Genomic DNA, 25,151 nt, shown 5'->3' with positions numbered 1-25,151 from the left:
GAGGTCTTCCTGTGATTGGCGGCGAAGTACAAACGAGGTGAATCCAGAGATGCCCGGATGCTCGATTGACTCTTCTATCTTTTTGCGATGGGGTTAATGATCTTGGCTCCCGAACCGGCCCTTTAGCAATTGATGAGTTTATTTCTCGACATATCTCAAGCGAAAACAAAAAGAACAAAACGTTTATTTTTTATAACTAAACGAATGGACTCTGGCTTACCCAATATAGGTTTGATGTGATCGGATATGTGAAAGTTGAGTTATAAAAATTTTTATATAATTCCATTTGTTGCTATGGTATTATTATGTTGAAACATACAAAAAAAGGAGGATTTTTTATGAAAAGTATCAAGTTGGCTGCAAATTTTCTTCTTACTTCTGTTCTTGCTTTTAGTTTATCTGTACCAGCCCTTGCCCAACAAAGTGAAATAGAAAACATTGATGTGTCTAAAGGGGTATTCTTGCCAATTAACACATTCAACGATCTTTATGGTAAACCAACGAGCCATACAGATGATATCCCAATTGTTGGAGGAGATGCGAGCATTCAAATCCAAAGTATTAAGCTTACTGGAAGCGAATTATCACTTTCTGCGACAGTAAATTACAATAACCAAACTAAAGCACTTGATGCTACTGGTGAACTTTACAACAGCTATAAGCAACAAGATTCTATTAACAGTGTTGTCGGTGACCTTAAAGATAGTAACGGTAATTTTGACATTAAATTGTTTGATGTTTATAATGACACATTTAAAGATAAGATGATCGTAGATCAGTCTCTTCAAAACAAACCTCATTTGAAAGCGTATTTAATAGATCATCAGGAAAATATCCTACTATTTGAGATCCCTCTCCCTGATGATTTAGAATATATTTCTGTTAATAATATTGAAGAGATTGATACAAATAAGGACTTTTTTTGGTTTACTGGTGTAATTACCCCATATGAACAAAAAGAAATTCCGACGGATGAAAAAATTAAAGCTGAACTTGGTGTATCTTCTATTGGCCTAAAAGCAGTTGGGAGTTTTTCGGATTGGACACATAGTACAACCTATTATAAATCTTTCTATATTGGTAGCGATTATATTCAAGCCTATTCCTTACCTTATGGCTCATGGAAAGCTTTGGATGTAAAAAATCAATCTACATGGACAAACAGCTTTAAAATTGCGGAGCATGTGACTGTGAATGGAACAACCAATAGAAGTGTTGACAGCCCGTTTAAATATCGTAATGTGAAATTAAGTACGGGGGTTGGAGCTAAGTCTACCATAATAACCGCTTATATTGATGGTAAACTTTCTGGAGCAAGCAATGGATCTAGTTTAGCAATGAAAATTGCAGAAAAAGCATGGTCAACAGCTTTACCTGTAGCACCTTCAATTAGCGATATCAAGGGATGGGTAGATGCAATCATTGATGCCGGTACAAGTAAAACTATAACGCTAGGCAGCTCAAACATTAAGCTTAGTACATCACCTACAGTAGTTGAAAGTGCTAATTCAGGCAGTAATGAATTGTTCAAGTATACAGATGTAAACGGGACTAATACTGGGCATCATCTAGATCTTCAAACTGTTGTTCAATACGAGAGTAGCTCTGGAACATCGGCTACAGCAAACGGACTTTTAAAAATTAAATGGGATGTTTATTATGCAAGTGCTTTACTAGATTCGAATCAAAAGGAAGTCTCGTTCCAATATAGTGTCTCCAAATAACCCCCCTGAAGCGAGCGGCGACTGATGTCGCCGCTTGTCTTTACTCAAACTACCTAAAGAGATAGAGGGCTCAAATATGCTAAAAAAAAATTATGGTAGAATAGTTTTTGTTTGTTTAATAATAGCACTGCTTATCCTTTGTATATCGCAATACCATACTAAAGAAATATATAAATCAGCACTTACAAGTAAGCTTATAGCTGACATTTCGGAGCTGCGGAGTGCAATATCATCAAATGACAATGTATATGGGGAGATTCTGCGCTCAGGAAAAGTCTCAAAAAGTCAAGCTAACTATCTTATGGGAAATAACGATGAAATAAGGAGGATCGTTGGAGATTACTCTGCCTTAGCTGTTCATCTTGGGAAGATGAAGGAAGGGTTTCAATACGTGGACACACCACAAAATGCCCTGAAACTTACACTTTATTTTAAGGATCTACAAGATGCAGGTAAGGAAGATTTTCTTGATCCTAACTCGAAAGTTATAATTGAGAAGGCACTAGATTTGAATTCAAAATGGAGTGGTACAATTTCTAGTAGACAGATAACTAGTATCGCCGATGATTCATGGATTAAATTACTTGTTGACTTTGAAAAAGATACTCATATTTTTCTTGAAGAAAATAAAATTGAAAACATCGAGGAATTTTGGCTTAAGAGAAGAGAGATAAAATAAATGAATTTTCAGTAATCAATTGAATACTAAATTAATGAGTTGATGTAGTTGCGAACGATTCAAATTCGCTATTATCAGGTTAGCCAGTGAGTACTGGTTGGCCTTTTTTTTTGGTCATTTTTCGATGGGGGAGCCGGGAGAACATCGTTGCTTGGGGGTATGAACCTGTAACAGGCATCTATGTGCAGGAGAAGCTGAGCAGTAAAGACCCACTAGGGCAAGTGTTTCCGGGGTATGAAGAGGTATTTTAGAACGTGTTTTTGGTAAGGTCATTAACGGTACTGGCCAGTTGTTCAGAGAGAGATTCCAAGCAATGGGAGATTGAAAAAGTCGGAAAACTGGAGGAAGTGCTGGATGACTGGGGAGTAGCAAGACTTAAAGCCATGCGTTGCTTGGTGTGGTCACGTTATTGCTGACGATGCTCGGCAACTAAACTAGTTGGAAAAGCAAATGAAGGACATTGCGGTAGACTTGGACGAAGCCGGACTTATGAAAAGCATCCGGGAATTGGAGCGAAACTGGCGACAGCGATTGTAGCTGAAATGGGTGATGTGAAGCAGTTTAGCGATGCGAAGCAACAACTCGTGGCGTTTGCAGGCCTTGACCTTAGGACTTCTAGTGTTTACAGCGATAAGCACACGAACAACGAAACGGGGCTAGAAGAGGCTTAGACGTTCTCTGTACTTGGCTGTACAATATGTAATGAGAAAACAAGCTGTTCATTACATTTTGATCATCTTGCCAAAGGAGCAGCCCTACCAAACATAAACCATATTTAACTATAACCTCCACGGCAATGGAGGTTATTCGTGTTGGTCGGAAAAAGTGTAACAAGAAAAGAGAATTTATCAACCTGAATTGCTGACAAGTATTAGCTGGTTTTTTGCTGTTCCTACAAAGAAAAATAAAAAGCTATTGACGTTTATATATCGATTAGATATATTATTTATTGTTATATATCAATACGATATATATGACCGAGAATAAGTTATACAACTTAAGGAGATGGATAACATGAAAAGTGTTTTTCAAACGAGTCTTCTGTTTTTGAAAAATGGAGCTACAGTGGTCGGGTTAATTACAGCCGTACTGTTCCAGGTTTTTTTTAATACCATTTGGCTTAGTGGGTATGATCAGGTCAATGCACGGATGAACCAGCTTGCAGTGACCATCGTTAATGAAGATGGGATTGCGGCTGATCCTGTGGCAAAGTCTCTTGCAGAGGGCCTTCATTTCGCGATCAAGCCTTCGGCAACTATGGAAGAAGCCAGACAGATGTTGACGGATCGGGATGTATACATGATTATCGAGATTCCATCCGGTTTCATGCAGCAGGCGGGAGACTTGTCGAGTCCGGTAGCTGTAAAGTATGTGATGAATGAATCCAATGTGGCTACCGTAAAAAGTGTGATGCAAACCGTATCCGCACAAGTCACAGCGACGTTGAACCGTGAAGTACAGCAAAACAGCATTCGGGGAGTGCTAAATCAATCAGGTATGGCTGCCGATCAGGCGAATACGATGGCAGTGGGGTTATCTTCCCGGGTGGAGGCAGAAGTGGAACGGCTGAATCCAGTTAACAATTTTGCTTTTTCCAGGGTGCCAATGTTGATTGTGACAGCTACGTTTACAGGTGCAATGCTGCTTGGCATGAATCTGCAAAAGGTTTCTGGTGAACTCAGTAGCAGGGCAGGAAAATGGGAACGCTTTTGGGCGCGCAATATCATCAATGTTGGTGCTGCATTTATCGTATCGCTCGTTGGAGCAGGGATGATGCATGTTATGGGTGTATCATCAGCAGATGGCTGGTGGATATTTTGGCTATTTCAGTTGTTGATTACTTTATCTTTTCTATTCGTGGCGCAATTGAGCTTGCTGCTGCTTGGAAATGCTGGAGCATGGTTAAACAGTGCCTTGTTGCCTCTGCTGATGTTGTCATCAGGAGCAACCATTCCGCGCGATGTCATGCCTGACTTCTATCAACAGATCGGTCATTATCTGCCGGCAACCTACGCGGTGGAGGGCATGATGAATCTGGTGCTTGGCGGAGATGGGATTAGTCATGATGTTCTGCTTCTCGTAGTGATTGGAGCGGCGACGTTGGTTCTGGGAGCGGTGTGCACGTGGATCAAACGCTCAGGTCCTGCACAATCCGGCATACCTTTGGAGTCCAAGTCTGCTGCGACACCTGTCCCTCTGACTGGAAACCTGCCTTCACCTGATCGTGGATAACATGGATAAAGATAAGCATCCTTTTGCCGGATTAGCCAATCCGTGAACGTCTGATGATGTTGAACGTATAAGGGAGGATGTGATACGTTAAGAGCAATTGGAAAGGAGCGGTACACCGATGAACACGCAGCATGTCATCCTCGGAATACTGCACAATCAGCCATGTTCCGGATATGAGATCAAGCAGTACTTTGAACAATATTTTTCATTTTTCTTCGATGCCAGCTTTGGCACCATTTATCCCACACTTGCGAAGATGGAAAAGTCGGGGTTATTGACCAAAGAATCCGTTAGACAGGAAGGGAAACCTGACAAAAATGTGTATACCTTAACCCCGGAAGGGTCTGCGGAGTTCAATACCTATTTGATGAGTCCCTTGGAAGCAGAGGTGTTCCGTTCTGATTTTCTGATGCGTCTGTATTTCGGAGAGCTGGCGGATGAAGATACTGTCGTAGGGTGGGTCCGGTCGGAGCTGAATCGTAAAGAATTGCTGTATGCCGAGCTGCAGCGGCAGATGAGGCAATTTGGCGAACAGATCTCACCTGCACAGCGTTTGTGTATGCAAGTGGGGCTTGTGCAATATGAGGCTACCATCCGATTGCTCAAGGAACAGCTGGCCGCCCCTCAGTAGCTTTCTATAGTATCCGTGTCATTAAATCAATTGACGATCCATCCATAACGCAGAAAAGCGCTCTACAGATCAGTAACAGGTCTGTGAGCGCTTATTCGGCGTTGCTTTCAATGCGTTGGAATTGTAAGGACACAATAAAATTAAGAAGCTACGTGATATCTGTACTTAGTACAACATATCCATATGCGGGCAGCTCAACGGCGAGGATTCCCTCTTCCTTGGCTGTACGATAATTCTTGCCAAATAACTCCGTCCATTCCCCGGCACCCGCTTCGAGCTCGACGATAGCTGTTTCTTCCGAACGATTGAAGAGGATCAGAATGCGCTCCTCATCATCCTGCCGTTCCATCACAAGCTGGCTTCCGCCTTCACGGGCCTGCAGGAATCGAATGCTGCCTTCTGCACGCAGGGCAGGATGGGCATGGCGAAGTGCAATTAGCTTTTGATAAAAGGTGAACAGCTCGCGATCCTGCTTCGTCTCATCCCACTCCATACATTTCCGACAACCGGGATCATGCTCTCCGTCCAGCCCAATCTCGTCTCCGTAATAGATGCACGGAGTACCCATATAAGTGAATTGGAACAGCGCAGCCAGTTTCATCTTCCGCTGGTCGCCCTCACATAAGGTGAGTAGCCGTGGTGTATCGTGGCTGTCCAGCAGATTGAACGCCACTTCGCTGGCTTGCAACGGATAGCGGGACAGTTGTCGACCGATCGAGTTCGCAAACTGTTCGGCGTGCATGGCATCTTTTACAAAAAAACGATTTACGGCTTCCGTAAATGGATAGTTCATCGAGGCATCGAACTGATCACCTTGCAGCCAGGAGGAGGACTCATTCCATACCTCACCCAAGATATAGGCATCCGGATTCGCAGCCTTCACTACACGGCGGAAGTCACGCCAGAACGCATTATCCACTTCATCCGCGACATCCAGCCGCCAGCCGTCGGTACCCACTTCCTTGATCCAGTATACGGCCACCTCCAGCAAATACGCCTTCACCTCCGGATTTTCCGTGTTCAGCTTCGGCATATGAGCTTCGAATCCAAAGGTTTCATACGTAGGAATGCCATCCTTCACGTCCAGCGGGAATTCATGCACATGGAACCAGTCCTTATATTTGGACTTCTCCCCGTTCTTCTGCACATCGACAAACGGCGCAAAGGTCTTACCAGAATGATTGAACACCGCATCCAATAGCACCCGGATTCCGCGTGCATGGCACAGCTCAACAAGCCGTTTAACCGTATCTGCATCACCAAAATGACGATCTACTCGCAGATAATCTTCGGTATCGTATTTGTGATTGGTTGTTGCCTCGAAGATCGGTGTAAAATAAATGGCATTAATGCCTAACTCTTCAAGGTAATCCAGATGGTCGATGACGCCCTGCAGATCACCTCCGAAGAAGTTAAACGGGGTTGGCTCACCACCCCAGGGTTCCACATGTTCTGGATTGAGGTCAGGGTTGCCATTTGCGAATCGTTCAGGGAAGATCTGATAGAAGATCGCATCCTTCACCCATGCAGGCGGTGTAAATACAGCTCCGGGGTGGATATATGGAAACTGGAACATGTGACCAGGATCGTCGGGTTCATGCGTTTGGAAATCCGTCTCGGTCATCCAGATCTGTTCTGTGCCGTTTTTCAGCAGGAAGGAATACTTCAGCCGATGATACGGTGGTTTTACTTGCCCCTCATAATAATCGAACATGGAATCGGATGTATATTTGGTTAAAGGAACCAGCTCTTTGGTGCGATCCCAGGCGTATTTGTCGCCAGTCAGGGCATATACCTCGGTGAGATCATTCTTTTTGGCACGCAAACGCAGACGAATGGTATCCTTATCGTAGGCGTAGGCCCAGTTCCGTTTCGGTTGATGAAAGATGGCTTCCAGCAGCATAATGAATTTCCTCCCGTCGTATACACATGTATTATGTGAGCAAGTCGCAACATTCGATGCAGAATTATGCGAAGCGGATGATTAAGGTATAATTTAAAATAAAAGGATATCAATGGCCGTGTGATTATCATTCGTACATTTTATATAAACAAGATACTTCATTATGTTTCAAATATATAATTAACCCAAAGGGTGCAGAAAGGAAACGAATGCGCGCATGAAAACGAAACTGTTATACATTGAAGACGATACGGAAATTGCTACATGGGTTAGGGCCGACTTGGAGGAGCGCGGATATGAAGTGGTATGGCTCGGAAGTGGTGAAGGTGCGGCTGAGGCTGCCGGGGGTTGTTCGTTGGTTATTCTGGATATCATGCTGCCGGGGCTGGATGGATTTACGGTAGGACAGCGACTCAAAAAGGAACATCCTGAAGTACCCATTGTCATGCTTTCGGCCAGAACGTCCATTGACGATAAGCTGCATGGGCTTGATTTTGCCGATGATTATGTAACCAAGCCATTCCATCCCGATGAACTCGCCGCACGGATTGAAGTCCAGCTTCGAAAAGCAGGAACTGCAATCTCGGCCGATACTGTGATAAAACTGGACCACTTGTCCATTTACGAGAAGGATCACCGGATCGTGAATGAGGAGACGAGGGAAGAAATTATTTTATCAGGCAAACAGTTTCATATCTTCGCCTACCTGCTCAGGCATATGGGCATGATTCGAACCAAGGAACAGATCTACGAAGCCGTTTGGAACGAGCCTTATCTGGATGGGGACAAGACATTAATGGTACATATTCGGCATCTGCGCGAGAAGCTGGAGCGTGATCCGGCGAACCCAACTATCATTCAAACCGTTCGCGGTGTTGGGTATCGTGTGAAGAAGCCATGAGCAAAAAAGCGACGATGCGCGATCCATCCGATAGGAATACGGTAGTGAAACGTAGCCTTACAGGCAAACGGAAAATGCGTTTTGGACGGACCCTGATGTCCCGGTATATCCTCTTGATCTTGGCAGCGGTTTTGTTTGTACCGGTCGTTCTCCCCATTACATCCATCATCTATGTGGTGGTGGTGAACAATACAAATAAAGAAAATACGGCACCTTATGGCGATAGCACGAAAATTAGCAACCTGTGGACCCGGGAATCCGAGAAGCTGGATGGGGCGACATCTGAAAAAATCAAACAACGTATGGAACAGCTGCACCGTAAATATCCCAAATCTTCGATGTACCGTGTGGACCAAAACGGTGAAACAGCATTTATTCTCGCTGGAGAGGATGTTGATGTGTCTGAAACCACCGTGGATGGAACAACAATGACAACATTGAAGTGGACGTTGAATCATCAGAGAACAGAGACCCAGATTCCAGCGATATGGAATTCAAACACTACCCTGGAATTTATGAAGGAAGCGTCCTATCGTGATCCGCTAACGGTGGTTTCTTTTGTAGGGGGAGATAGCGAAAATAAGGGACAAGGCTTTATGGTGATTGAGGTTCCGAGGTATCTTTTGCAAAAACCGCAGAACAACTGGCCTATGGAACTTTTGTATTTGGGTGGATTAATGATGATCATTTTCCTTTTATTTATTATCATGTCGATCCTGTTCTTTGCGCGAATTCGCAAGCGGCTCATCCGTCTCCAGACGGCGATGATCACGCCGGGCAAGGAAGGCATTCCACTTCCTGTGGAGATTCGCAGATCGGACGAGATTGGACATCTGGAGGAATCGTTCAACGAAATGGTGCATCAGTTGACAGATAGTCGTCATCGGGAGCGGGAGGAAGAGCAGCTTCGCAAACGTCTTGTCGCAGGCTTATCGCATGATTTGCGTACGCCGTTGACTGTCATTCGTGGACATATGCATTCCCTTCACAAAGAACCCCTAAGCACGGCTGCGGATACTTCATTGCGTCGTATGGAAGCCAAGATGGATGACTTGAGCGGACTGATCGATAACATGTTGTCGTACAACCTGCTCACCAGCGGAAAATATACATTGAAGCTGGAACAGAAGGACGTCCTGCGAATTGTCAGAGAAACGGCAGCGGCCTGGTATCCTGTGTGGGAGAAAGAGCAGTTTGAGATTGATATTGATCTGCCGGATGAACCATTGATTTGGCAGGTGGATGAACAGGGATTGCGTCGTGTTCTCGATAACCTGTTCCAGAATGTCATCCGTCATGCAGCGAGTGGAAAATATATTGGCATATCGACAGAACAGATTCATGGGGAGAAGGCTCTTGTTATTCAGGATAGGGGACCAGGATTGCAGGAAGATTCGGATACCAAGGGAACAGGTCTGGGGTTATCTATCGTGGATCTACTGATTCGTGAGATGGGTCTGCGGAAGAGGATGGACAGTTCCGAGAACGGACTGCGGGTTTGCCTCTATAGCGGTGTGGGTGTTGGATAACCAAGGCCCTAACCTTTTTTTAAACTAAACTTAAACTTCAGCCGACTTCAGCTTTAACCTTGGAAGGTTACGATGATATCCGAGGTGATTAAACAGTGACTGACAACATTATTCAAACCGCTAACTTATGGAAAACATACCGGGACCGTGCGGCGGTCCGTGAACTTGATCTGCATATTAAAAAGGGAGATATTTATGGCTTCCTTGGTCCCAACGGCGCTGGCAAAACAACAACTATTCGTATGCTTCTTGGCTTAATCAAGCCAACCAAAGGTGTTATCCGTGTATTCGACAAGGATATCCGCAAGGATCGCATGGACATTCTGCGACGTGTAGGTTCGTTGGTTGAATATCCATCATACTATGGACATCTGAACGCGGTGGAGAATCTGGAAACCTTGCGCCGGATATTAAATGTACCCAAATCGAGGATTGCCGAAGTGCTTTCCGTCGTGGATCTGACCCGGGATGCCAAACGTTCCGTAAAAGGTTACTCGCTTGGGATGAAACAGCGTCTGGGGATTGCAAGTGCCTTGTTGGGTCAGCCGGAGCTGCTGATTTTGGACGAGCCGACGAACGGTCTTGATCCAGCAGGCATCCAGGAGATCCGGGAATTAATCAAACGCATGCCGCTGGAACACGGTATCACCGTACTGGTGTCGAGCCATTTGCTGAGTGAAGTGGAACAGATGGCAAGCCGGGTTGGCATTATTCGTGAGGGGAAAATGGTCCTTCAGGATACGATCGCCAATCTGCATAGCCAGACGGGCAGCTCCATTCGACTGACGGTTTCCGAGCCGGAAGAGGCGATGAAGCTGGCAAGAGAGCAGGGACAGTTCGGTCAACGTGAAGGAGCCGCGCTCACGTTCCCGTATATGGATAATAGCGCGATTGCATTGCTAGTTCGCCGATTGGTTGAGCAGGATCACGCGGTCTATCGTGTGGAAGAGCACCGTCAATCTCTAGAAGACTTGTTCATGCGAGTCATCGGTGAGGGGGCAACGGTATGACGGGCCGTGCGTTATCGTCCGATTGGCTCAAAATTCGTGGCAAAGGTATCTGGTTTCTCGTTTTCCTGGCACCCATTGGACTAACAGCGATGCAAGCTTTGAATTTCGGGCTTCGTTTGGACTATCTGAAAGAACAGTATGGGGGTCATCTGTGGGAGAGTTTGCTGGATAATGTGGTTGTTTTTGTACCGCTTGCCTTGATGCTGGGGGCGACGATTCTCAGCTCAATGATCGCAAATGTGGAGCATGAACAGGGTTCGTGGAAGCAGCTGCTGGCGATGCCAATCACAAGACCTGCGGTCTACCTGGCCAAGTTCCTGCTCGCTTGTATGCTGCTCATCATCTCCTGTTTGTTATTAACAGCGGGAATTATTGGTCTGGGACTGGTACTTGGATTCGACGCTGGTGAGATCCCTTGGATACATGCAATCAAGTTGGGTTTATTGCCGCTGGCTGGCGCACTTCCGGTGTTATCGCTGGAGCTATGGCTGACAATGGTAAACAAAAATCAGGCTCTTCCCGTCACGCTTGGAATTGTACTCGCAGTAATGGGGATGTTCGCACTCAGTATCTCACCGTACTTTCCGCTTGCTTGGGCACAGATGGCTTGGGCCAGCCCAACACCATTCGTGTATGTCGGTTTGGGCGTAGGTTCGGGTCTCTTGATCATGCTGCTGGGGATGGTGCACTTTAGCCGGAAGGATGTGGCCTAAGATGAGTTGTGCAACTACTTATTTTCGAATCCTATCCTCTGAGCGATTAAAAATGGGCAAATCACCTGTCTGGCTTCTGATTCTGCTTAGTCCATTGATCGCACTGCTTATCGGGCTGCTATCCACACCATCAGGTCAATGGAATGTGCTTATGGGCTCAATGGTCTTTCTGCACGGTTTGTTATTGCTGCCCATCCTGACCGGCGTATTTACGTCATTCGTCTGTCGGTTCGAGCATGCGGGTGGAGGATGGAAACAAATGCTGGTGCTGCCGCTCACCCGTACGGGCGTATATGCAGGTAAACTGACCATCGTGATTTTGCTTCTGGCAGGCACGCAATTATTGTTGCTCGGGTCCATCCTGTTGGCGGGTATGATCCAGGGCATGACGGATCCCATCCCATGGGGATTGCTTACAGGTAAGCTGCTGCTGGGGCTATTCGCTTGTGTGCCGCTCGCTGCACTACAAATGTTCGTTTCCTTGGTATGGAGCAGCTTTGCCGCACCGCTGGCATTGAATTTTGCGTTGACCGTACCGAACATTCTGATCGTGAACTCGGCTACATTTGGCCCGTATTATCCTTGGGCGCAACCGATGATTCTAATGACACCGTTTGAAGGTGGAGGTTTCGGAGCTTACAATGTTCCGCTTGGGACTATGCTGGCAGTGGTCGGGGGCAGTGCAGTTCTTTTCATTTTAATCGGAGTGTTATACTTTAGAAAAAAAGAAATTTAATTTTCTCACAAATTGGTTGTGAATAAATTCCTTTTAAGCAAACATAGACCTCAGTTATTGACGGGCTATGTCGCTTAAAGGGGATTTTTTGTCGTTTATACATGGTTTTGGTGAAGAGATTGTAAGCAAATTCGAACTGGAATCTGGTAAAATAAAAAAAGCTGTTTCTAGGAAGGCTTACATGGTTATTCGAGGGTAGGCCCATTTCGCCGGAAATTATATTTTTTGGTTGTTAGATGAAGATATAGGCTGAGAAAAGAGGGGTAAGCCTTGGATATTAATAAAACGGAAACCCTGAAGCGCATTATTTCTGAAGGAAGTTCTTACCAATCATTGTTTTTTAATCACCCAGATGCCATATATGTGATGGACATCCATGGAAATTATATTGATGCCAATCCCTCGATTGAGAGGATTTCAGGGTATACATTTGAAGAACTTCGCAACTTGAATCGAGATAGGATTTGCCCTCCCGAGAGTGAGGAGTCACGTAAAGAATACATTCGTGAAGTACTGGCTGGACATTCAGTCAGTAAGTCGATCACGTTTTATCATAGAGACGGTTCTCTGAAACAGGCCGAGATTACGTATGTACCCATAACGGAACAAGAAGTTATCGTGGGGATATACGGTATTGCCAGAGACGTAACCGAAATCGTAGAAGTCGAACGTAAATTGCACGAAACGCAAGAGAAATATCAGATGTTGGCTGATCATGCCCAGGATCTAATCACCACAAGTTCGATGGACGGCAAGCTGCTTTATGTTTCTCCTTCCGTCTATTCATTGCTGGGCTATCGTCCGGAAGAGGTAACGGGAAAGTTCCTGAAGGATTACTGTTATCCTGAGGATTACCCTGAACTTCTAGAGATGTCGTCGAGTGGGAATGGCTGCAAGATGCGAGTGCTTCATAAGAAGGGGCACTACATCTGGATGGAAACGCTGGCAAAGCCGGTGGCCGGAGAAGAGGGCAAGAATACTCAGATCGTCAGTGTCAGCCGGGATATTACCCAGCATAAAAATGCAGAAAGACGTCTTAGAGAGAGTCGTCAACGTTACAAATCTCTCTTCGAACATAATCCGGCAGCGGTGTACTCGCTGAATCTCGAAGGCAAATATACGGCAGTGAACCGCAATCTGGTCAAAATGCTGGATGTACCTCGAAGCAAATTGATCGGGCAGTCCTTTCTTTCGCATTTGGATAAATGTGAAGTGCACGGCGGGCAAGCATATTTCGAACTGGTGAAGCAGGGGAAACCCCAACATTATGAAACGCGGATCGTGAATTCCAGTGGCCGGAAGGTTGATGTGTCTATCATTAATGTTCCCATCATTGTGGACCAGGAACTCGTGGGTGTGTATGGGATCTTGTCTGATATTACGGAGCGTAAGGATTATACAGAGCAGATCCAGGAGCTTAGCAAACAGCATGCCCTGATTCTTAACTCGGTTACAGAGGGCATCTATGGACTGGACGCAGATGGCATCACCAGGTTTATGAATCCGGCTGCTGCTTCCATGTTCGGCTACGAAGCGGAAGAGTTTGTCGGCAAAAACTCGCATCCTATCATTCATCATTCACGTGCAGACGGCAGCTATTTTCCAAAAAGTGAATGCCCTATTCATATGACGGTGATGGATGGGCAGCGCCGTACAGTGAAGGAGGATGTGTTCTGGCGCAAAGATGGAACCAGCTTTCTGGTGGAATATCAGGTTACACCGATTATCGATGAAGGTCAGATTCGTGGTGCCGTTATCGTGTTCAATGATGTGACTGGTGATCGCGAAATTGTGCGCGCAAAGGAAACTGCTGAACTTGCGGCACAGGCTAAGTCGGAATTCCTGTCCATGGTCAGTCATGAAATTCGCACACCAATGAATGGCATCGTAGGCATGACTGAATTACTCATTGGAACGGATTTATCAGAGGAACAGCGAGAATACGCCGAGATTATCCGTGAGAGCGGCGATGCACTCTTGAATATCCTGAATGACATCCTTGATTTCAGTAAATTGGAGTCCGGGAAAATGGCTCTGGCCTATGAACCGTTCTCGCTGCGCATCATGTTGGAACAGGTTGCAGAACTTTTCTCGTCTAAGGCGGAGGAGAAGCAGTTGAAGATCCGATATCGTCTCAATCCCGACATTCCTGAGTTTATGGTGGGCGATGCGATGCGTATTCGGCAAATTCTCGTCAATCTGGTGAGCAATGCCTTGAAGTTTACGGATCAGGGGAGCATTGATGTTACCGTGGATATTATTCGCGGCAGCAGACCGGAAGCGAGTGTGCTGGACTTTGCTGTGAAGGATACGGGGATCGGTATTCCAGAAGATAAGCTGGATCAGTTGTTCCAGTCCTTCTCTCAACTGCATCCTGTCATTAACCGCAAATATGGCGGGACAGGTCTTGGATTGGTCATCTCGAAGCGGCTCGTGGAGATTATGGGTGGCAGTATCAGTGTAGAGAGTGAAGATGGAAAAGGATCAACCTTCCGCTTCGCTGTGCCTGCCACAAGTGTGGATGCGACTGCAGAGCAATCTGCACGTCAATTCAGCCATGATCGAACACGCCAGGGGGACAAGGTGGCGATGCGTATTCTCGTTGCCGAGGACCACCCGGTAAACCGAAAGATTTTGACAGAATATCTGGAGAAGCTTGGTTACCAAGCAGATGTATGTACCAATGGCGTTGAAGCGATTGAAGCCATTTCGCAAAATGCCTATGATATTGTCCTGATGGATCTTCAGATGCCTGTTATGGATGGACTCAAAGCGACAGACCTTGTACATCGATTAATTCCACAGGAGCGTATTCCAGCTATTATAGCGGTAACCGGAAATGCCAAACGTGAAGACAAGGAAGCTTGTTTGGAAATTGGGATGCGTGACTTCATCAGCAAACCAATCATGCTAAGTGAATTAAAGCGGGTATTGCAGCAATGGGGGCCAGCAGATGAACCTCAGCTTGCACCAAGCTGAAACCCGTACTCCCAAGGTGGATAAAAACAAACACAAAAATGCCAATGACACTTCTGAATCAGGAGGTTATTGGCGTTTTTGTGTTTTTAATTATTTTGTTATGGACCGTCTTTGAATGGATAGATCAAACCAGGGTAAGACGATTGATGTTGCCTGACAAAACTTCACAGGAACGCTCGAATTTCTCACGTTCAGATGCATCCAGATTCAATTCGATAATCTCCTGGATCCCATCGCCGCCAATAATGGCTGGAACACCTGCACAGACGTTGCTCTGTCCATACTCGCCATCGAGAATCGCGGAGACAGCAATGATCTTGTGTTCATCGTTGAGAATCGAACGGGTAATATGTGCGAGTGCGTTACCGATTCCGAATTGAGTGGAACCTTTTCGGGTGAAAATTTCCCAACCGGCATCTTTTGTTTTGCGAGCGATATCTTCCAGGTCCAGATGTTTGAAGCGTTCCTTATGCTGCTCCATAATGTGCATAATCGGTTTACCTCCGATGGTGACATGGGACCATGCCACGAACTGGGATTCCCCATGTTCCCCTAGAGCATATCCGTGCACGCTGCGTGGATCGATGGAGAAGACTTCGGACAACAGCGTTTTGAGCCGGGAGGAATCAATAGACGTACCTGTACCGATGACTCGTTCACGCGGAAGACCGGACAGCTTCCATACCATATAAGTTACTATGTCAACCGGATTGGCCGCGACGACAAAAATCCCCCGGAATCCGCTATTCATGATGGGAACAACGATATCTTTAGCAATAGACTCCGCTTCTTCCAGAATATCCAGACGAGTCTGCCCTGGCTTCGGATTCGCTCCGGCAGTTAGGACAATGACGTCCATGCTGCCGCAATCTGCATAAGTGCCAGCATATACCTTCGTGCGGTTATGTGTGAAATCCATGCAATGGGAAAAATCCAGCGCCTGTGCAACCGCGCGATCATACGTACGGTCAACCATCATAATTTCTCTGCATATCGATTGATTAATCATGGAATACGCACAACTTGAACCGACAAGTCCCGCCCCGATCACCGCTACTTTACCTGATTTTCCTAACACTGCCGTTCAGCCCCCATTTACATTTAATTTATCCGTTCATAATGATACATATGTTAAGTATAGTCCTTTATTTTATGCGAATAACTGCTTCTACGTTACATAAGATAACACATGGAAAAGCTGTGCAGCAATGATTTCCTCTGTCGCGGGAGCGTATTGGAGCAATGGAGTTAACAAAATTGACATGAATAATTCATCCTCATAAAAACTGACGGCATTTGCACCAACGAATTTCGACATGACAGCATTCATGCTCATTGTCGGATGAAGGGTTATTTTTACGAATGAGGCAACTGACAAAAGTTCTTATGAATCCGCAGAAACAGAAGAAAAGCGTCAAAGGGATCTGCCAAGAGACTGACGAATACATACCGACAAGCAAATGAAATATGCGTACTTGATCTATGAGACAGGTTGACCCGATCCGATGACAGTTCCAGAAGGGAACGCTGAAGCCACTACCTTGTATCAAAAAGACTTCATTCCGGGAGGGAATAATAATGATTGAAGAAGTGGGAGCAACGACGGAAACGGCCAAGAGCCTGGGCATTGGTGCCAGTACTCTTCGTAAATATGCGGCAGCGCTTGAGGAACAAGGGTATCGATTCGAGCGTTCCGCCAACAAATCCAGATTGTTCAAGTCGGACGATATCGAGTGCATCGAGCGACTGATGACAGAACTTAGGGAACATAACCTGCCACTTGCAGATGCTGTGGTGACCGTACTGACTCCAGACGTGCCTGTGATGGTAATGGAGGAGGCCTCAGTGGCGGAATGTGCGGCAACAGTGATGCCTGCAATATTTCCTGAGGAACCTGAACCAACTGGAGCATTGAGATCTTATGAAGGTCTGGGACAACTGGTGAGTGAAGTGACATACGGTGCTGTTGGACAGCAGGACGATCAGGTACAACTGCTGCAGCATCGGGTGGACGAACTGGAGTTAACGCTGCAACATCTGGCGGATACCCATCTTGCTCTCCAGGAGCAGATGGAGAAGCAGCGCCTATGGATGAATGAGAAGCTGGAAGAAGAGCGGGACCGTGAACTGGTCACCAATCTGCGCAGCTTTCAGGGAAGAAAACGCAAACCCAAAGGAACATCGCTCCGAATGTTGTTTGGGCTGCTGCCCAAAAAGCACAAAGAAGCCTGAGAACTCGGCCCATGCTCGTCGTGATTTTACACAGATAGCTTGATATAATGAGCCCATACAACAACAAGACTGGCTGCTGATCTGCTCTGCTTAAACGGGGAACAGGAGATCAGATGGCTGGCGTGGGAGGATCTGTGGAGCTGCGACGAAGCTGGCAAAGACTGCTCGGCCTATGGACTGATCGTCCCCGGCGGAAAGGTACGAAGATCGCCGGACGTTATACGATATATGACTTGCTCGGCATGGGGAGTTATGGACTGACATACCTGTGTACCGATGAACAGACCGGCAAGGATGTGGCGTTAAAAGAATCCAAACCCAGCAAAGGTAGACTCGCTGTACAGTTGCTGAACAGGGAGGCAGATGTGGTGAATCGGATGGATCATCCGGCTATCCCTAAGTTGCTGGACGTGTTCACATACCGGGCGCGCAGTTACATTGTCACCGAGTATATCCTTGGGGAGACACTGGAACAGTGCATATTCGAGCAAGGCTGCAAATATACGGAACAGGATTGTCTGGAGCTGGTAAAACAACTGCTGGCTCCCATTATGCATGTTCATGAGCAGGGATATATTCATGGGGATGTCCGTATTCCAAATGTCATTTTACGTGACGGGCAGGTGCACCTGATTGATTTTGGCCTGGCAAGGCGCATGGGGGAGCCGTTGTTGCCTGAGCTGAAACGTCGGATGCGTGAATTACCTGAGCCTGAAGATGAACTGGCTGCACCTGACCAGGATTTGCAGGATCTCGGTCATTTTCTTTTGTTCATGCTGTATTCCGCTTACGAGCCAGAGAAGGGCCGCAAACCGGCCAGTTGGCAGGAAGAACTCAAGCTCACGCCGGAAGTTCGCAATATGCTGGAACGACTACTTGGACTTCGTCCAGGCTATGAAGGTGGGGCACTGGAATTACAGGCGGATATTGACCGTGTGCTGATGAAATTGTGCTGAAGAAATAAATAAGGGTTGTTTTGCTAACCGTGAAAACGGCTGGCAGAACAACCCTTTTAATACATATACGATGACTTAGCGCCAGTCTAGCTGGAGCTGTATTTCCTACTTTTATAATAACCGGAGCCGTGGCGGCTATCCCGACGCTTCGCATCCGAAGATGAATAGCGTTGATAGGCACGCTTGCCTGAGGAACTGCTGTGACGTTTATATGAGTGTCTATCCGATGAGCTGTTACGCCTATGATGAGATGAAGATTTAGAATCGAGGAGTTTGCCGATAATCTTTTTGAACATGAAAGTTCATCCTTTCGTCTTCAACCGTTTTAAGCATATACGGGGCTCTGTTGGAGTGGGTTTCGGTTTTTTTAAGGGATTATATTCATTGGACAGGGGCTAGGCGTATAATAGGATGCTCGAGGATTACACGGAATTTTTTATTTTGAGCATTTCGCGTTACAATAGAAGACAGGATGAGATTTTAACGGACAGGAGTAGTTGTAATGATTACGTTGAAGACCAAAGAACAAATCGAACTTATGAAGAAGGCCGGAGAAATTCTTGCCGCATGCCATAGAGAAATCGCTGGAATGATCCGTCCAGGGATCACGACACAGGAAATTGATCAGTTTGCAGAAGCTTTTATGAAGAAAAATGGCGCCACGCCGGAACAAAAGGGATACAACGGGTACCAATATGCGACATGTGCTTCGGTTAATGATGTGATCTGTCATGGATTTCCGGGGAAATATGTACTGCAGGATGGAGACATCGTTACGATTGATATGGTCGTGAATCTGAACGGCTGGCTGGCCGATTCCGCGTGGTCGTATGCGGTGGGCCAGGTGACTCCGGAAGCACAACATCTATTGGACGTTACCAAAACATCTCTCTACAAAGGGATTGAACTGGCTGTGATCGGCAACCGGATCGGTGATATCTCCAATGCGATTCAGACGTATGCGGAAGGTGAAGGTCTATCGGTTGTCCGTGAATTTATCGGTCACGGAATTGGAGAGGAAATGCATGAGGAACCACAGGTGCCTCATTACGGCCCACCACATCGTGGTCCACGTCTCAAGGAAGGTATGGTTATTACGATTGAGCCGATGCTGAACATTGGTACGTACCGTAGCAAGCTGGACTCGGATGGTTGGACAGCGCGTACTCAGGATGGGAGTCTGTCAGCCCAATATGAGCATACGATTGCCATTACAGCAGATGGTCCTGTCATTCTGACTGCTCAATAATGGCTCCAAATGTCTCCAATGTGATGATATTTGCATATTTCAAGGCGGCCCACGTTTGTGATCCGCCTGTTTCGGTTTAAACTATTTAGAGGCGATACACATAGAGCCGGTGGTGAATGATATCAGCTGACAGAGGGTTAACCCCTGTCCACTGGCAAGAAGGAGGTCATTTTGGTGTCTGAAAATAAACAGATCGTACTTGCGTCTCGTCCCGAAGGTGCCCCATCCAGAGAAGACTTTAAATTCATTGATGCACCGCTTCCTGAACCGGATGCAGGACAAGTCCTGGTACGTACGCTATATTTGTCTGTAGATCCATACATGCGGGGCCGCATGAAAGATACAAAATCCTATGCTCCCCCCTATGCGTTGAATGAAGTGATCAAGGGCGGAACGATTGGGCAGGTGGTGGAGTCTTCGGAACCCAATCTGCGCAAAGGGGATTTGGTATCCGGCATGTGGGGCTGGCAGCAGTATGCATCCGTAAATACAGGGGATATTTCACTGATTGATACAGAAGAGGCTCCAATTACGGCTTACCTGGGCGCGCTTGGCATGACCGGTTTGACCGCTTATTTTGGCATGGAAGACATCGGTAAGCCAAAGGACGGCGAAACGGTGGTTGTATCGGGAGCAGCCGGAGCGGTAGGTATGATTGCGGGCCAGATCGCCAAGATTGTAGGTGCGCGTGTAATCGGGATTGCAGGTTCTGACGAAAAATGTGCTTATCTGAAAGAAAAACTAGGATTCGATGTGGTGTTAAACTATAAGCACGAAGAGGATATGTCTGCTGCCATTGAACGGGCTTGCCCGGCTGGGGTAGACGTTTATTTCGACAATGTTGGCGGTGAAATCTCCGATGCAGTACTGCGCCATATTAATCGGAATGCACGTATTCCACTCTGTGGACAGATTTCGTCATATAATCTGGAGAAACCTGACATCGGCATGCGCCCGCAGACGTTACTGTTAACGAATACAGCGTTAATGAAAGGCTTTCTGGTGGGTGACTATGCCAAGTCCTTTAAGGAAGGCCGAGCCAAACTAGCAAAATGGATCAAGGAAGGCCACATTCAGTTTGAAGAAAACATTGTGGAAGGTTTTGACCAGACGCCTGAAGCATTTATGGGCCTCTTCTCTGGAGATAACCTGGGCAAACAACTTGTAAAGGTTGCGGACCCCGAATAGATATAAAATTCCTTGAATATATGCCAGAACAGGAAAAGACACGTTCCGCACAGTGAAGTGCAAAGAACGTGTCTTTTTAGTTGTTAGGATGTTGCGATGAAGCTAAGATTCGGCAGCAACAACTTCCTTATAGTGCTTGTACATATATACCCGCCAGCGTACGATCATACCGAAGGCCAGAAGGAAGAACAATCCACCCGTTTGAGGAATGCTCACATAACGCTGAATGACTTCATGCAGGATTAGACGTATTGCAAGCAATCCAAGCAGAATGAACGCGAAGCTTCGTGAACGGGTGGCAAAAATTTCTTCATTAACTCGTTCAAAGCGAGTACTGCGAATGAGGGGATACGAGAATATAAACCAGCCCACCAACAGCGCGATAAGTGCCCATAGAAGCGGAACATGTGTCTCAGGTACAACAAACATGAGAAAACCCGTACTCATTCCCAACGGAGGAATAAGTATTTTGCGAATGGTTACCGGACGGTGGCTGGCTTTCATTCGAATAAAAATGGCAAGTAGGGCCATGACGAGCATACCCAGAGTTGCACCGATCTGAAGGTAAGACGGACTGATTTGAGCCACGTAAAACTCCCTCTTTCTGGAATAATATGTTATCCGGACATCCGGAATATGATGCGAATTACCGGAATTTTCTGTTTCTATTATATCACAAACGAAGAAAGCCGATAGAATGCTTAGTGTATCATTTACCCGGTTTGTATATAGAGGGTTCATTTGAAAAATTTGTATTATTGTACCCAGTGTGAGGCGGTTTATTCGAGTAAGGGGAATTCAGGAAATGAACGAACATGTAGGGTCATAAAAATCGACGGTTACAAGACAGATAACCACGTGGGTCATATAGAGCTTGTCATGCGACTGCACAAACATATGAAACAGATGAAAGGGCATGGACGTATTATATACATTCCCGATCCGATCTATGGGTGGATGGGCTACAGAAGGAACGACAGTAATAAGGGAAAGGAGTATTATGCCGATCATAGTAATACCTTGGAACAGAGCAAGGAGGAATACGCTTCATGAATAGAAATCACAGGCCGCTCACGGGATGGACATTGGCTTGTCTGACCGTGGTATCAGTGGTCCTGGTTATCCCCTGGATTTTGTGGCAATCACAGGCACCGACACCGCTTAACATCATGATTGTTGACAAAAGTAAACCGGACTTGTCCTATGTAGGGCATAAGGGACTAGTCTGGATTCTGAATCAGCAGAAGATTGTCCAACAGACAGGGGAACATTATACGTATGAAGAGGACTACTACGGATATGATATACAGAACGGAATCTCCCGGATTGAACGGAAATTGCCGGATGAGGTGACCGACACGGACCTGATCTATCTGACGGCGAATCATCATATTTCATCTACAGATACGAATGAACGTATACAAGGCAAAGCTTATGAAGGTCTTACGATATATGATGCGCACAAAATTCGTGAAGCTGCAACCAAAGGCGTAACGATTGTCGCTGAGTTTAGCGCCTTGTCGAATGCTGTTTCGAACATGACAAGAGAGCAATTGTATCCGATTCTGGGCATGAAAAGCAGCGGATGGCAGGGGAGATCGGTATCGGATCTGCAGAGCTTGGATGAAGTGCCACAGAAGGTACGAATGAACTATGAGCTTAGGGAGAAAAAGGAGTGGCCCTATCATGGAGCAGGTATTGTACTGATTCATGAGGATGGACGTGTGATTGTACTGAAGCAAGGCCGTGATGTAAAGACCGGTGACATAAAGCTCTCCTTTACACAGGAAGGTGGGAAATGGAGTGGAATTACCCGGGATATCCATTACAGCGAATGGTTTGACATCATTGTGCCTGAGCAACAGGCTACTGTACTAGCCTGGTATAAGACGGATCTAACGGAGAATGGTCAGCAGAAACTGATGGACGCAGGTATTCCGGTGGAATTCGCTGCTCTTATCCGGCATGAGGGATATAATCGGACATATTATATGGCAGGATCCTTCGGAGAGCTGGAGCATTATTCGTTCTGGCGCCGTATTAAAGGGTGGGATGTGGTAAAAACGAGGCTCACACCGGATCAAAAGGGCGTTCCGGATCGGTTTTACTGGAAAGTATATGTACCCGTGATGAAGAAGATTTTGCAGGAAGTCCAGACAGGGCAAGCACCCTGGCAATAGAAAAACCGTTCCTTTGGTAGCGGGACGGTAGGATACATAAGGAGGGCTGCAGATCATCTGCAGCCCTCTTCCATTTGGCATCAAGATATATCAGGTTTTATGAATGAAGATGTCGCAGCCCATTCAGGAAAGCGGCCACGGACAGTTGCAGGCTCTCATCCGGGTCAAAGTTCATACCGAAGCCACCTTTTTCACCCATGGAGGCGAAGCCGTGGCAAAGACTGCGTAAACCGCGAACGGCATGGAGCGTTTCCGCTTCACTTAGCGTATAGGGCTGCAACAGGCGGAGCAGCAGATCTAGGGCAGCTGTACTCTCCACAACGAGCTGCGGTTCCTGACGGTCCGGGGCATGGAAAAAGGCTTCGTATAGCCCTGGATGCTTGCGGACGAAGCCGATATATGCGGCAGCGACCTCCTGAATGGCTTCGTCACCCGAACGGCCGACAGAAGCCTCAGTTAATGCAAGCCTGAGCTGCTGTGCGGACATCAACGCCATTTCCTGGCGAAGCCCGGGAAGACCGTTGATGTGGTTATAAAGCGACGGGGAGCGCACGTCCAGCCGCTGGGCCAGAGCGGCCAGTGTTAGCGAATGGAATCCGTCGCTGTCGGCAAGCTGGGCGGCGGCACTTAACAGAGCGCCGCGATCCAGCCCTTGGCGGGGGCTCACAGATGCCCCCCGGCAGGGCGCAGCCGCTGCTCTGCGTCTGCCGTAGCTGCGCGCATAGCCGCGGCGGGCTGACGCAGCATTCGTCCGTGCCCTACAGCGAGCACGGACGGTTCCAGCTCAGCCAGGCGCTTGGCGCTGGCAAGAGCAAGTTCACGGTTCCACGTCGCCAGCGCGGGGAACGGAAAGAGCGGGCGCAGGCGGCCGGATACGGCGAGGCCACCGTGCAGCTGATACGCGTCGCCAGCGATGAGCACGCGGCTGCGCGTATCCATGAAGGCCATATGGCCCGGCGTATGGCCTGGGGTAGCAATGGCGACCAGGGATCCGATCCGGTCGCCGTCATCGAGCAAGCGATCCGGCCGGGTACGGATCGCTTTGGGTACACTGCCGCGTACCGGAGTCTGCGGCTCGCCGGGAAGCAGGGAGGCGTCTCCGGCCAGCAGCGGGGCATCTCTTCTGGAGATGCAGACCTCGGCTTTAGGCAGCGCATCCTTAAGACTATCCAGTGCACCAACATGGTCGCCATGGGCGTGAGTCAGAATGATTCTGGTAATCGGTTTACCCAGGGATTGTGCAGTAGACAGAATCCCCTTCAGACTGAAAGGCATTCCAGCATCAATAAGGGTAAACCCATCTTTTTCTTCAACAAGATATACGTTCACAGGGAAGAGGCGCGGAAGGAATGAAACTTGGACAACATCATGCTCACGTGTAATTCGCATCATTAAATCCTCCTTAAAACTAATGTTGTTAGTAATATAACTAATATCATTAGTTTATGCAATACCCTATGTAGATTTGCTTAAAAAATAGGATATTTTAAAATCCCAAAACACTTTACAAAAAAAGCGTTTTCAAAATAGGAATAACCGATTATAATAATCTCGTAAGCCCTTTCATATGTCTATCTTATTGGAGCCTTTCGCGAAGCGATAGGCTCACTTTTTTTGTTCTGTTCGCTTAAAACGCGGATGGATATCAAGCTTTTTACTTAGCCAATGAAGGGCCTGTATATACTGGTATGACAGGGGATATCGGGTTTTCTAACCCCTAAGTTGAGAGTGTTGACAAACATAACTGTTATTCCTATAATAACAGTTATACTTACCTTGGATTGAATTTTCATCGGTGAACGATATGCCGGGAAGGGAGTAAGTAATGAACAGTGAATTTACCATTGCTGTGCACTGTCTGGTCTTTCTGTCCATGAAGGATGAGTGTATGGCCAATAGTGAAGACTTGTCTCAAAGTGTGGGTACGCATCCAGCCAGAGTACGCAAGGTGCTTAGTGTGCTGCGGAAGCATGGATACCTAACAACCAAGGAAGGTGCTCACGGTGGATATCTGCTCAGCCGTCCGAGTGATGAAATCAAGCTTGGAGAACTGTACAGACTGGTAGCGGGTGGATCACTTGGTCCCAGCTGGTGTTCGGGAGAATCCGGTTCAACATGCGTTGTTTCTTCCAATATGCAGGGTGTGATGGGAAGCATCTACGATGGAGGCGAAGAGGCACTGAGTGCTTATTTTGACCGTATATCCATTGAGGATGTGAAGCATCGTATCGGTAATGGGGAAGAATGTTCTTTGTCTATGGAACCCTTGTCCATGAAGGATAGGTCGTGACAGAACTGATCGTTAACAG

General features: G+C 46.8%; 26 protein-coding genes and 1 pseudogene. 20 read left to right on the top strand and 7 right to left on the bottom strand.

What is annotated here, in order from left to right; genetic code table 11:
* The first annotated feature begins 338 nt into the window (after positions 1 to 338).
* The 7 genes from MHB84_RS10700 (at position 339) to MHB84_RS10675 (ending at position 5,266) form a co-directional block, all read left to right on the top strand.
* A complete protein-coding gene (locus MHB84_RS10700; protein WP_076290628.1) occupies positions 339 to 1,724 on the top strand; it encodes a hypothetical protein in 1,386 nt (461 codons plus the stop codon).
* Between the two features lie 34 nt (positions 1,725 to 1,758).
* The gene (locus tag MHB84_RS10695; RefSeq protein WP_341143038.1) at positions 1,759 to 2,403 is read left to right on the top strand and encodes a hypothetical protein; all 645 of its coding nucleotides are present in this window, start codon (positions 1,759 to 1,761) and stop codon (positions 2,401 to 2,403) included.
* Between the two features lie 110 nt (positions 2,404 to 2,513).
* Positions 2,514 to 2,654, top strand: coding sequence for a hypothetical protein (locus tag MHB84_RS10690; RefSeq protein ID WP_341143037.1), 141 nt, complete (start codon positions 2,514 to 2,516; stop codon positions 2,652 to 2,654).
* Between the two features lie 3 nt (positions 2,655 to 2,657).
* A complete protein-coding gene (locus MHB84_RS10685; RefSeq protein WP_179087199.1) occupies positions 2,658 to 2,819 on the top strand; it encodes a hypothetical protein in 162 nt (53 codons plus the stop codon).
* A 126-nt stretch (positions 2,820 to 2,945) separates the two neighbouring features.
* Positions 2,946 to 3,074 (top strand): hypothetical protein, encoded by a 129-nt coding sequence (locus tag MHB84_RS31380; RefSeq protein ID WP_445322105.1) that lies wholly within the window; start codon positions 2,946 to 2,948, stop codon positions 3,072 to 3,074.
* 343 nt (positions 3,075 to 3,417) lie between these two features.
* Positions 3,418 to 4,635 (top strand): YhgE/Pip domain-containing protein, encoded by a 1,218-nt coding sequence (locus MHB84_RS10680; protein WP_076290626.1) that lies wholly within the window; start codon positions 3,418 to 3,420, stop codon positions 4,633 to 4,635.
* A 118-nt stretch (positions 4,636 to 4,753) separates the two neighbouring features.
* Positions 4,754 to 5,266, top strand: coding sequence for a PadR family transcriptional regulator (locus tag MHB84_RS10675; RefSeq protein WP_076290625.1), 513 nt, complete (start codon positions 4,754 to 4,756; stop codon positions 5,264 to 5,266).
* A 148-nt stretch (positions 5,267 to 5,414) separates the two neighbouring features.
* Here the strand turns inward: MHB84_RS10675 and MHB84_RS10670 are convergent, their stop codons facing one another.
* Positions 5,415 to 7,169 (bottom strand): alpha-glycosidase, encoded by a 1,755-nt coding sequence (locus MHB84_RS10670; RefSeq protein ID WP_076290624.1) that lies wholly within the window; start codon positions 7,167 to 7,169, stop codon positions 5,415 to 5,417.
* Between the two features lie 217 nt (positions 7,170 to 7,386).
* On the opposite strand from MHB84_RS10670, the gene MHB84_RS10665 reads away from it, so the two are divergent.
* The 6 genes from MHB84_RS10665 (at position 7,387) to MHB84_RS10640 (ending at position 15,037) form a co-directional block, all read left to right on the top strand.
* Positions 7,387 to 8,070 (top strand): response regulator transcription factor, encoded by a 684-nt coding sequence (locus MHB84_RS10665; RefSeq protein ID WP_076290623.1) that lies wholly within the window; start codon positions 7,387 to 7,389, stop codon positions 8,068 to 8,070.
* Complete coding sequence (locus tag MHB84_RS10660) at positions 8,067 to 9,599, top strand: histidine kinase dimerization/phospho-acceptor domain-containing protein (protein WP_179087198.1); 1,533 nt, start codon at positions 8,067 to 8,069, stop codon at positions 9,597 to 9,599. The genes MHB84_RS10665 and MHB84_RS10660 overlap by 4 nt, the downstream gene beginning before the upstream one ends.
* A gap of 95 nt (positions 9,600 to 9,694) precedes the next feature.
* A complete protein-coding gene (locus MHB84_RS10655) occupies positions 9,695 to 10,609 on the top strand; it encodes an ABC transporter ATP-binding protein (protein WP_076290622.1) in 915 nt (304 codons plus the stop codon).
* Entirely contained in the window at positions 10,606 to 11,322 is a 717-nt protein-coding gene (locus MHB84_RS10650) for an ABC transporter permease (RefSeq protein ID WP_076290621.1), read from the top strand. The genes MHB84_RS10655 and MHB84_RS10650 overlap by 4 nt, the downstream gene beginning before the upstream one ends.
* A gap of 1 nt (position 11,323) precedes the next feature.
* Positions 11,324 to 12,058, top strand: a complete 735-nt coding sequence (locus tag MHB84_RS10645; protein ID WP_076290620.1) for an ABC transporter permease — start codon at positions 11,324 to 11,326, stop codon at positions 12,056 to 12,058.
* A gap of 270 nt (positions 12,059 to 12,328) precedes the next feature.
* Entirely contained in the window at positions 12,329 to 15,037 is a 2,709-nt protein-coding gene (locus MHB84_RS10640) for a PAS domain-containing hybrid sensor histidine kinase/response regulator (RefSeq protein WP_076290619.1), read from the top strand.
* A 124-nt stretch (positions 15,038 to 15,161) separates the two neighbouring features.
* Here the strand turns inward: MHB84_RS10640 and MHB84_RS10635 are convergent, their stop codons facing one another.
* Both MHB84_RS10635 and MHB84_RS10630 read right to left on the bottom strand, forming a co-directional pair.
* Complete coding sequence (locus MHB84_RS10635) at positions 15,162 to 16,115, bottom strand: L-lactate dehydrogenase (protein ID WP_064642616.1); 954 nt, start codon at positions 16,113 to 16,115, stop codon at positions 15,162 to 15,164.
* Between the two features lie 90 nt (positions 16,116 to 16,205).
* Positions 16,206 to 16,355, bottom strand: coding sequence for a hypothetical protein (locus MHB84_RS10630; protein ID WP_341143036.1), 150 nt, complete (start codon positions 16,353 to 16,355; stop codon positions 16,206 to 16,208).
* A gap of 260 nt (positions 16,356 to 16,615) precedes the next feature.
* On the opposite strand from MHB84_RS10630, the gene MHB84_RS10625 reads away from it, so the two are divergent.
* The 4 genes from MHB84_RS10625 to MHB84_RS10610 all read left to right on the top strand — a co-directional run bounded on the left by MHB84_RS10625 (position 16,616) and on the right by MHB84_RS10610 (position 20,662).
* Positions 16,616 to 17,269: a hypothetical protein gene (locus tag MHB84_RS10625; RefSeq protein WP_083679019.1), complete on the top strand. Its 654-nt coding sequence runs from the start codon at positions 16,616 to 16,618 to the stop codon at positions 17,267 to 17,269.
* 113 nt (positions 17,270 to 17,382) lie between these two features.
* Positions 17,383 to 18,225 carry a serine/threonine protein kinase gene (locus MHB84_RS10620; RefSeq protein ID WP_076290618.1) on the top strand — a complete coding sequence of 281 codons (843 nt, stop codon included), beginning with the start codon at positions 17,383 to 17,385 and terminating at the stop codon, positions 18,223 to 18,225.
* A 502-nt stretch (positions 18,226 to 18,727) separates the two neighbouring features.
* Entirely contained in the window at positions 18,728 to 19,474 is a 747-nt protein-coding gene (gene map / locus MHB84_RS10615; protein WP_076290617.1) for a type I methionyl aminopeptidase, read from the top strand.
* 174 nt (positions 19,475 to 19,648) lie between these two features.
* Positions 19,649 to 20,662: an NADP-dependent oxidoreductase gene (locus MHB84_RS10610; RefSeq protein WP_076290616.1), complete on the top strand. Its 1,014-nt coding sequence runs from the start codon at positions 19,649 to 19,651 to the stop codon at positions 20,660 to 20,662.
* Positions 20,663 to 20,764: 102 nt separating this feature from the next.
* Here MHB84_RS10610 and MHB84_RS10605 read toward each other — a convergent pair whose 3' ends face one another.
* Positions 20,765 to 21,250, bottom strand: coding sequence for a CcdC family protein (locus MHB84_RS10605; protein ID WP_175382111.1), 486 nt, complete (start codon positions 21,248 to 21,250; stop codon positions 20,765 to 20,767).
* Between the two features lie 309 nt (positions 21,251 to 21,559).
* Between MHB84_RS10605 and MHB84_RS10600 the strand changes: the two genes are divergently transcribed.
* Positions 21,560 to 21,715 carry a hypothetical protein gene (locus MHB84_RS10600; RefSeq protein ID WP_341143035.1) on the top strand — a complete coding sequence of 52 codons (156 nt, stop codon included), beginning with the start codon at positions 21,560 to 21,562 and terminating at the stop codon, positions 21,713 to 21,715.
* Positions 21,712 to 22,842, top strand: a complete 1,131-nt coding sequence (locus MHB84_RS10595) for a hypothetical protein (RefSeq protein WP_076290614.1) — start codon at positions 21,712 to 21,714, stop codon at positions 22,840 to 22,842. The genes MHB84_RS10600 and MHB84_RS10595 overlap by 4 nt, the downstream gene beginning before the upstream one ends.
* Before the next feature lie 97 nt (positions 22,843 to 22,939).
* Here the strand turns inward: MHB84_RS10595 and MHB84_RS10590 are convergent, their stop codons facing one another.
* The 3 genes and pseudogenes from MHB84_RS10590 to MHB84_RS10580 all read right to left on the bottom strand — a co-directional run bounded on the left by MHB84_RS10590 (position 22,940) and on the right by MHB84_RS10580 (position 24,231).
* Positions 22,940 to 23,329, bottom strand: a complete 390-nt coding sequence (locus MHB84_RS10590) for a TetR-like C-terminal domain-containing protein (protein WP_246318088.1) — start codon at positions 23,327 to 23,329, stop codon at positions 22,940 to 22,942.
* A 51-nt stretch (positions 23,330 to 23,380) separates the two neighbouring features.
* Positions 23,381 to 23,509, bottom strand: a pseudogene (locus MHB84_RS10585) (TetR family transcriptional regulator); the annotation flags it as partial.
* Complete coding sequence (locus MHB84_RS10580) at positions 23,506 to 24,231, bottom strand: MBL fold metallo-hydrolase (protein ID WP_179087197.1); 726 nt, start codon at positions 24,229 to 24,231, stop codon at positions 23,506 to 23,508. The pseudogene MHB84_RS10585 and the gene MHB84_RS10580, both read right to left, overlap by 4 nt.
* A gap of 436 nt (positions 24,232 to 24,667) precedes the next feature.
* On the opposite strand from MHB84_RS10580, the gene MHB84_RS10575 reads away from it, so the two are divergent.
* The gene (locus tag MHB84_RS10575; RefSeq protein ID WP_076290611.1) at positions 24,668 to 25,132 is read left to right on the top strand and encodes an Rrf2 family transcriptional regulator; all 465 of its coding nucleotides are present in this window, start codon (positions 24,668 to 24,670) and stop codon (positions 25,130 to 25,132) included.
* Positions 25,133 to 25,151: the final 19 nt, after the last annotated feature.

This window comes from Paenibacillus sp. FSL F4-0087 (assembly GCF_038020215.1).
Taxonomy (GTDB): domain Bacteria; phylum Bacillota; class Bacilli; order Paenibacillales; family Paenibacillaceae; genus Paenibacillus; species Paenibacillus taichungensis.
Note: the sequence above shows the minus strand (reverse complement) of the source record. Positions and strands in the feature narration are given on the sequence as shown.

Excerpts from the sequence above, each read along its gene's own strand:
- MHB84_RS10645 (WP_076290620.1), top strand. The coding sequence starts at position 11,324 with ATGAGTTGTGCAACTACTTATTTTCGAATCCTATCCTCTGAGCGATTA.
- MHB84_RS10670 (WP_076290624.1), bottom strand. The coding sequence starts at position 7,169 with ATGCTGCTGGAAGCCATCTTTCATCAACCGAAACGGAACTGGGCCTAC.
- MHB84_RS10680 (WP_076290626.1), top strand. The coding sequence starts at position 3,418 with ATGAAAAGTGTTTTTCAAACGAGTCTTCTGTTTTTGAAAAATGGAGCT.
- MHB84_RS31380 (WP_445322105.1), top strand. The coding sequence starts at position 2,946 with ATGGGTGATGTGAAGCAGTTTAGCGATGCGAAGCAACAACTCGTGGCG.
- MHB84_RS10595 (WP_076290614.1), top strand. The coding sequence starts at position 21,712 with ATGAATAGAAATCACAGGCCGCTCACGGGATGGACATTGGCTTGTCTG.
- MHB84_RS10580 (WP_179087197.1), bottom strand. The coding sequence starts at position 24,231 with ATGCGAATTACACGTGAGCATGATGTTGTCCAAGTTTCATTCCTTCCG.
- MHB84_RS10660 (WP_179087198.1), top strand. The coding sequence starts at position 8,067 with ATGAGCAAAAAAGCGACGATGCGCGATCCATCCGATAGGAATACGGTA.
- MHB84_RS10700 (WP_076290628.1), top strand. The coding sequence starts at position 339 with ATGAAAAGTATCAAGTTGGCTGCAAATTTTCTTCTTACTTCTGTTCTT.
- MHB84_RS10590 (WP_246318088.1), bottom strand. The coding sequence starts at position 23,329 with ATGTCCGCACAGCAGCTCAGGCTTGCATTAACTGAGGCTTCTGTCGGC.
- MHB84_RS10675 (WP_076290625.1), top strand. The coding sequence starts at position 4,754 with ATGAACACGCAGCATGTCATCCTCGGAATACTGCACAATCAGCCATGT.
- MHB84_RS10575 (WP_076290611.1), top strand. The coding sequence starts at position 24,668 with ATGAACAGTGAATTTACCATTGCTGTGCACTGTCTGGTCTTTCTGTCC.
- MHB84_RS10630 (WP_341143036.1), bottom strand. The coding sequence starts at position 16,355 with ATGTCGAAATTCGTTGGTGCAAATGCCGTCAGTTTTTATGAGGATGAA.
- MHB84_RS10650 (WP_076290621.1), top strand. The coding sequence starts at position 10,606 with ATGACGGGCCGTGCGTTATCGTCCGATTGGCTCAAAATTCGTGGCAAA.
- map (WP_076290617.1), top strand. The coding sequence starts at position 18,728 with ATGATTACGTTGAAGACCAAAGAACAAATCGAACTTATGAAGAAGGCC.
- MHB84_RS10620 (WP_076290618.1), top strand. The coding sequence starts at position 17,383 with ATGGCTGGCGTGGGAGGATCTGTGGAGCTGCGACGAAGCTGGCAAAGA.
- MHB84_RS10625 (WP_083679019.1), top strand. The coding sequence starts at position 16,616 with ATGATTGAAGAAGTGGGAGCAACGACGGAAACGGCCAAGAGCCTGGGC.
- MHB84_RS10665 (WP_076290623.1), top strand. The coding sequence starts at position 7,387 with ATGAAAACGAAACTGTTATACATTGAAGACGATACGGAAATTGCTACA.
- MHB84_RS10600 (WP_341143035.1), top strand. The coding sequence starts at position 21,560 with ATGAAACAGATGAAAGGGCATGGACGTATTATATACATTCCCGATCCG.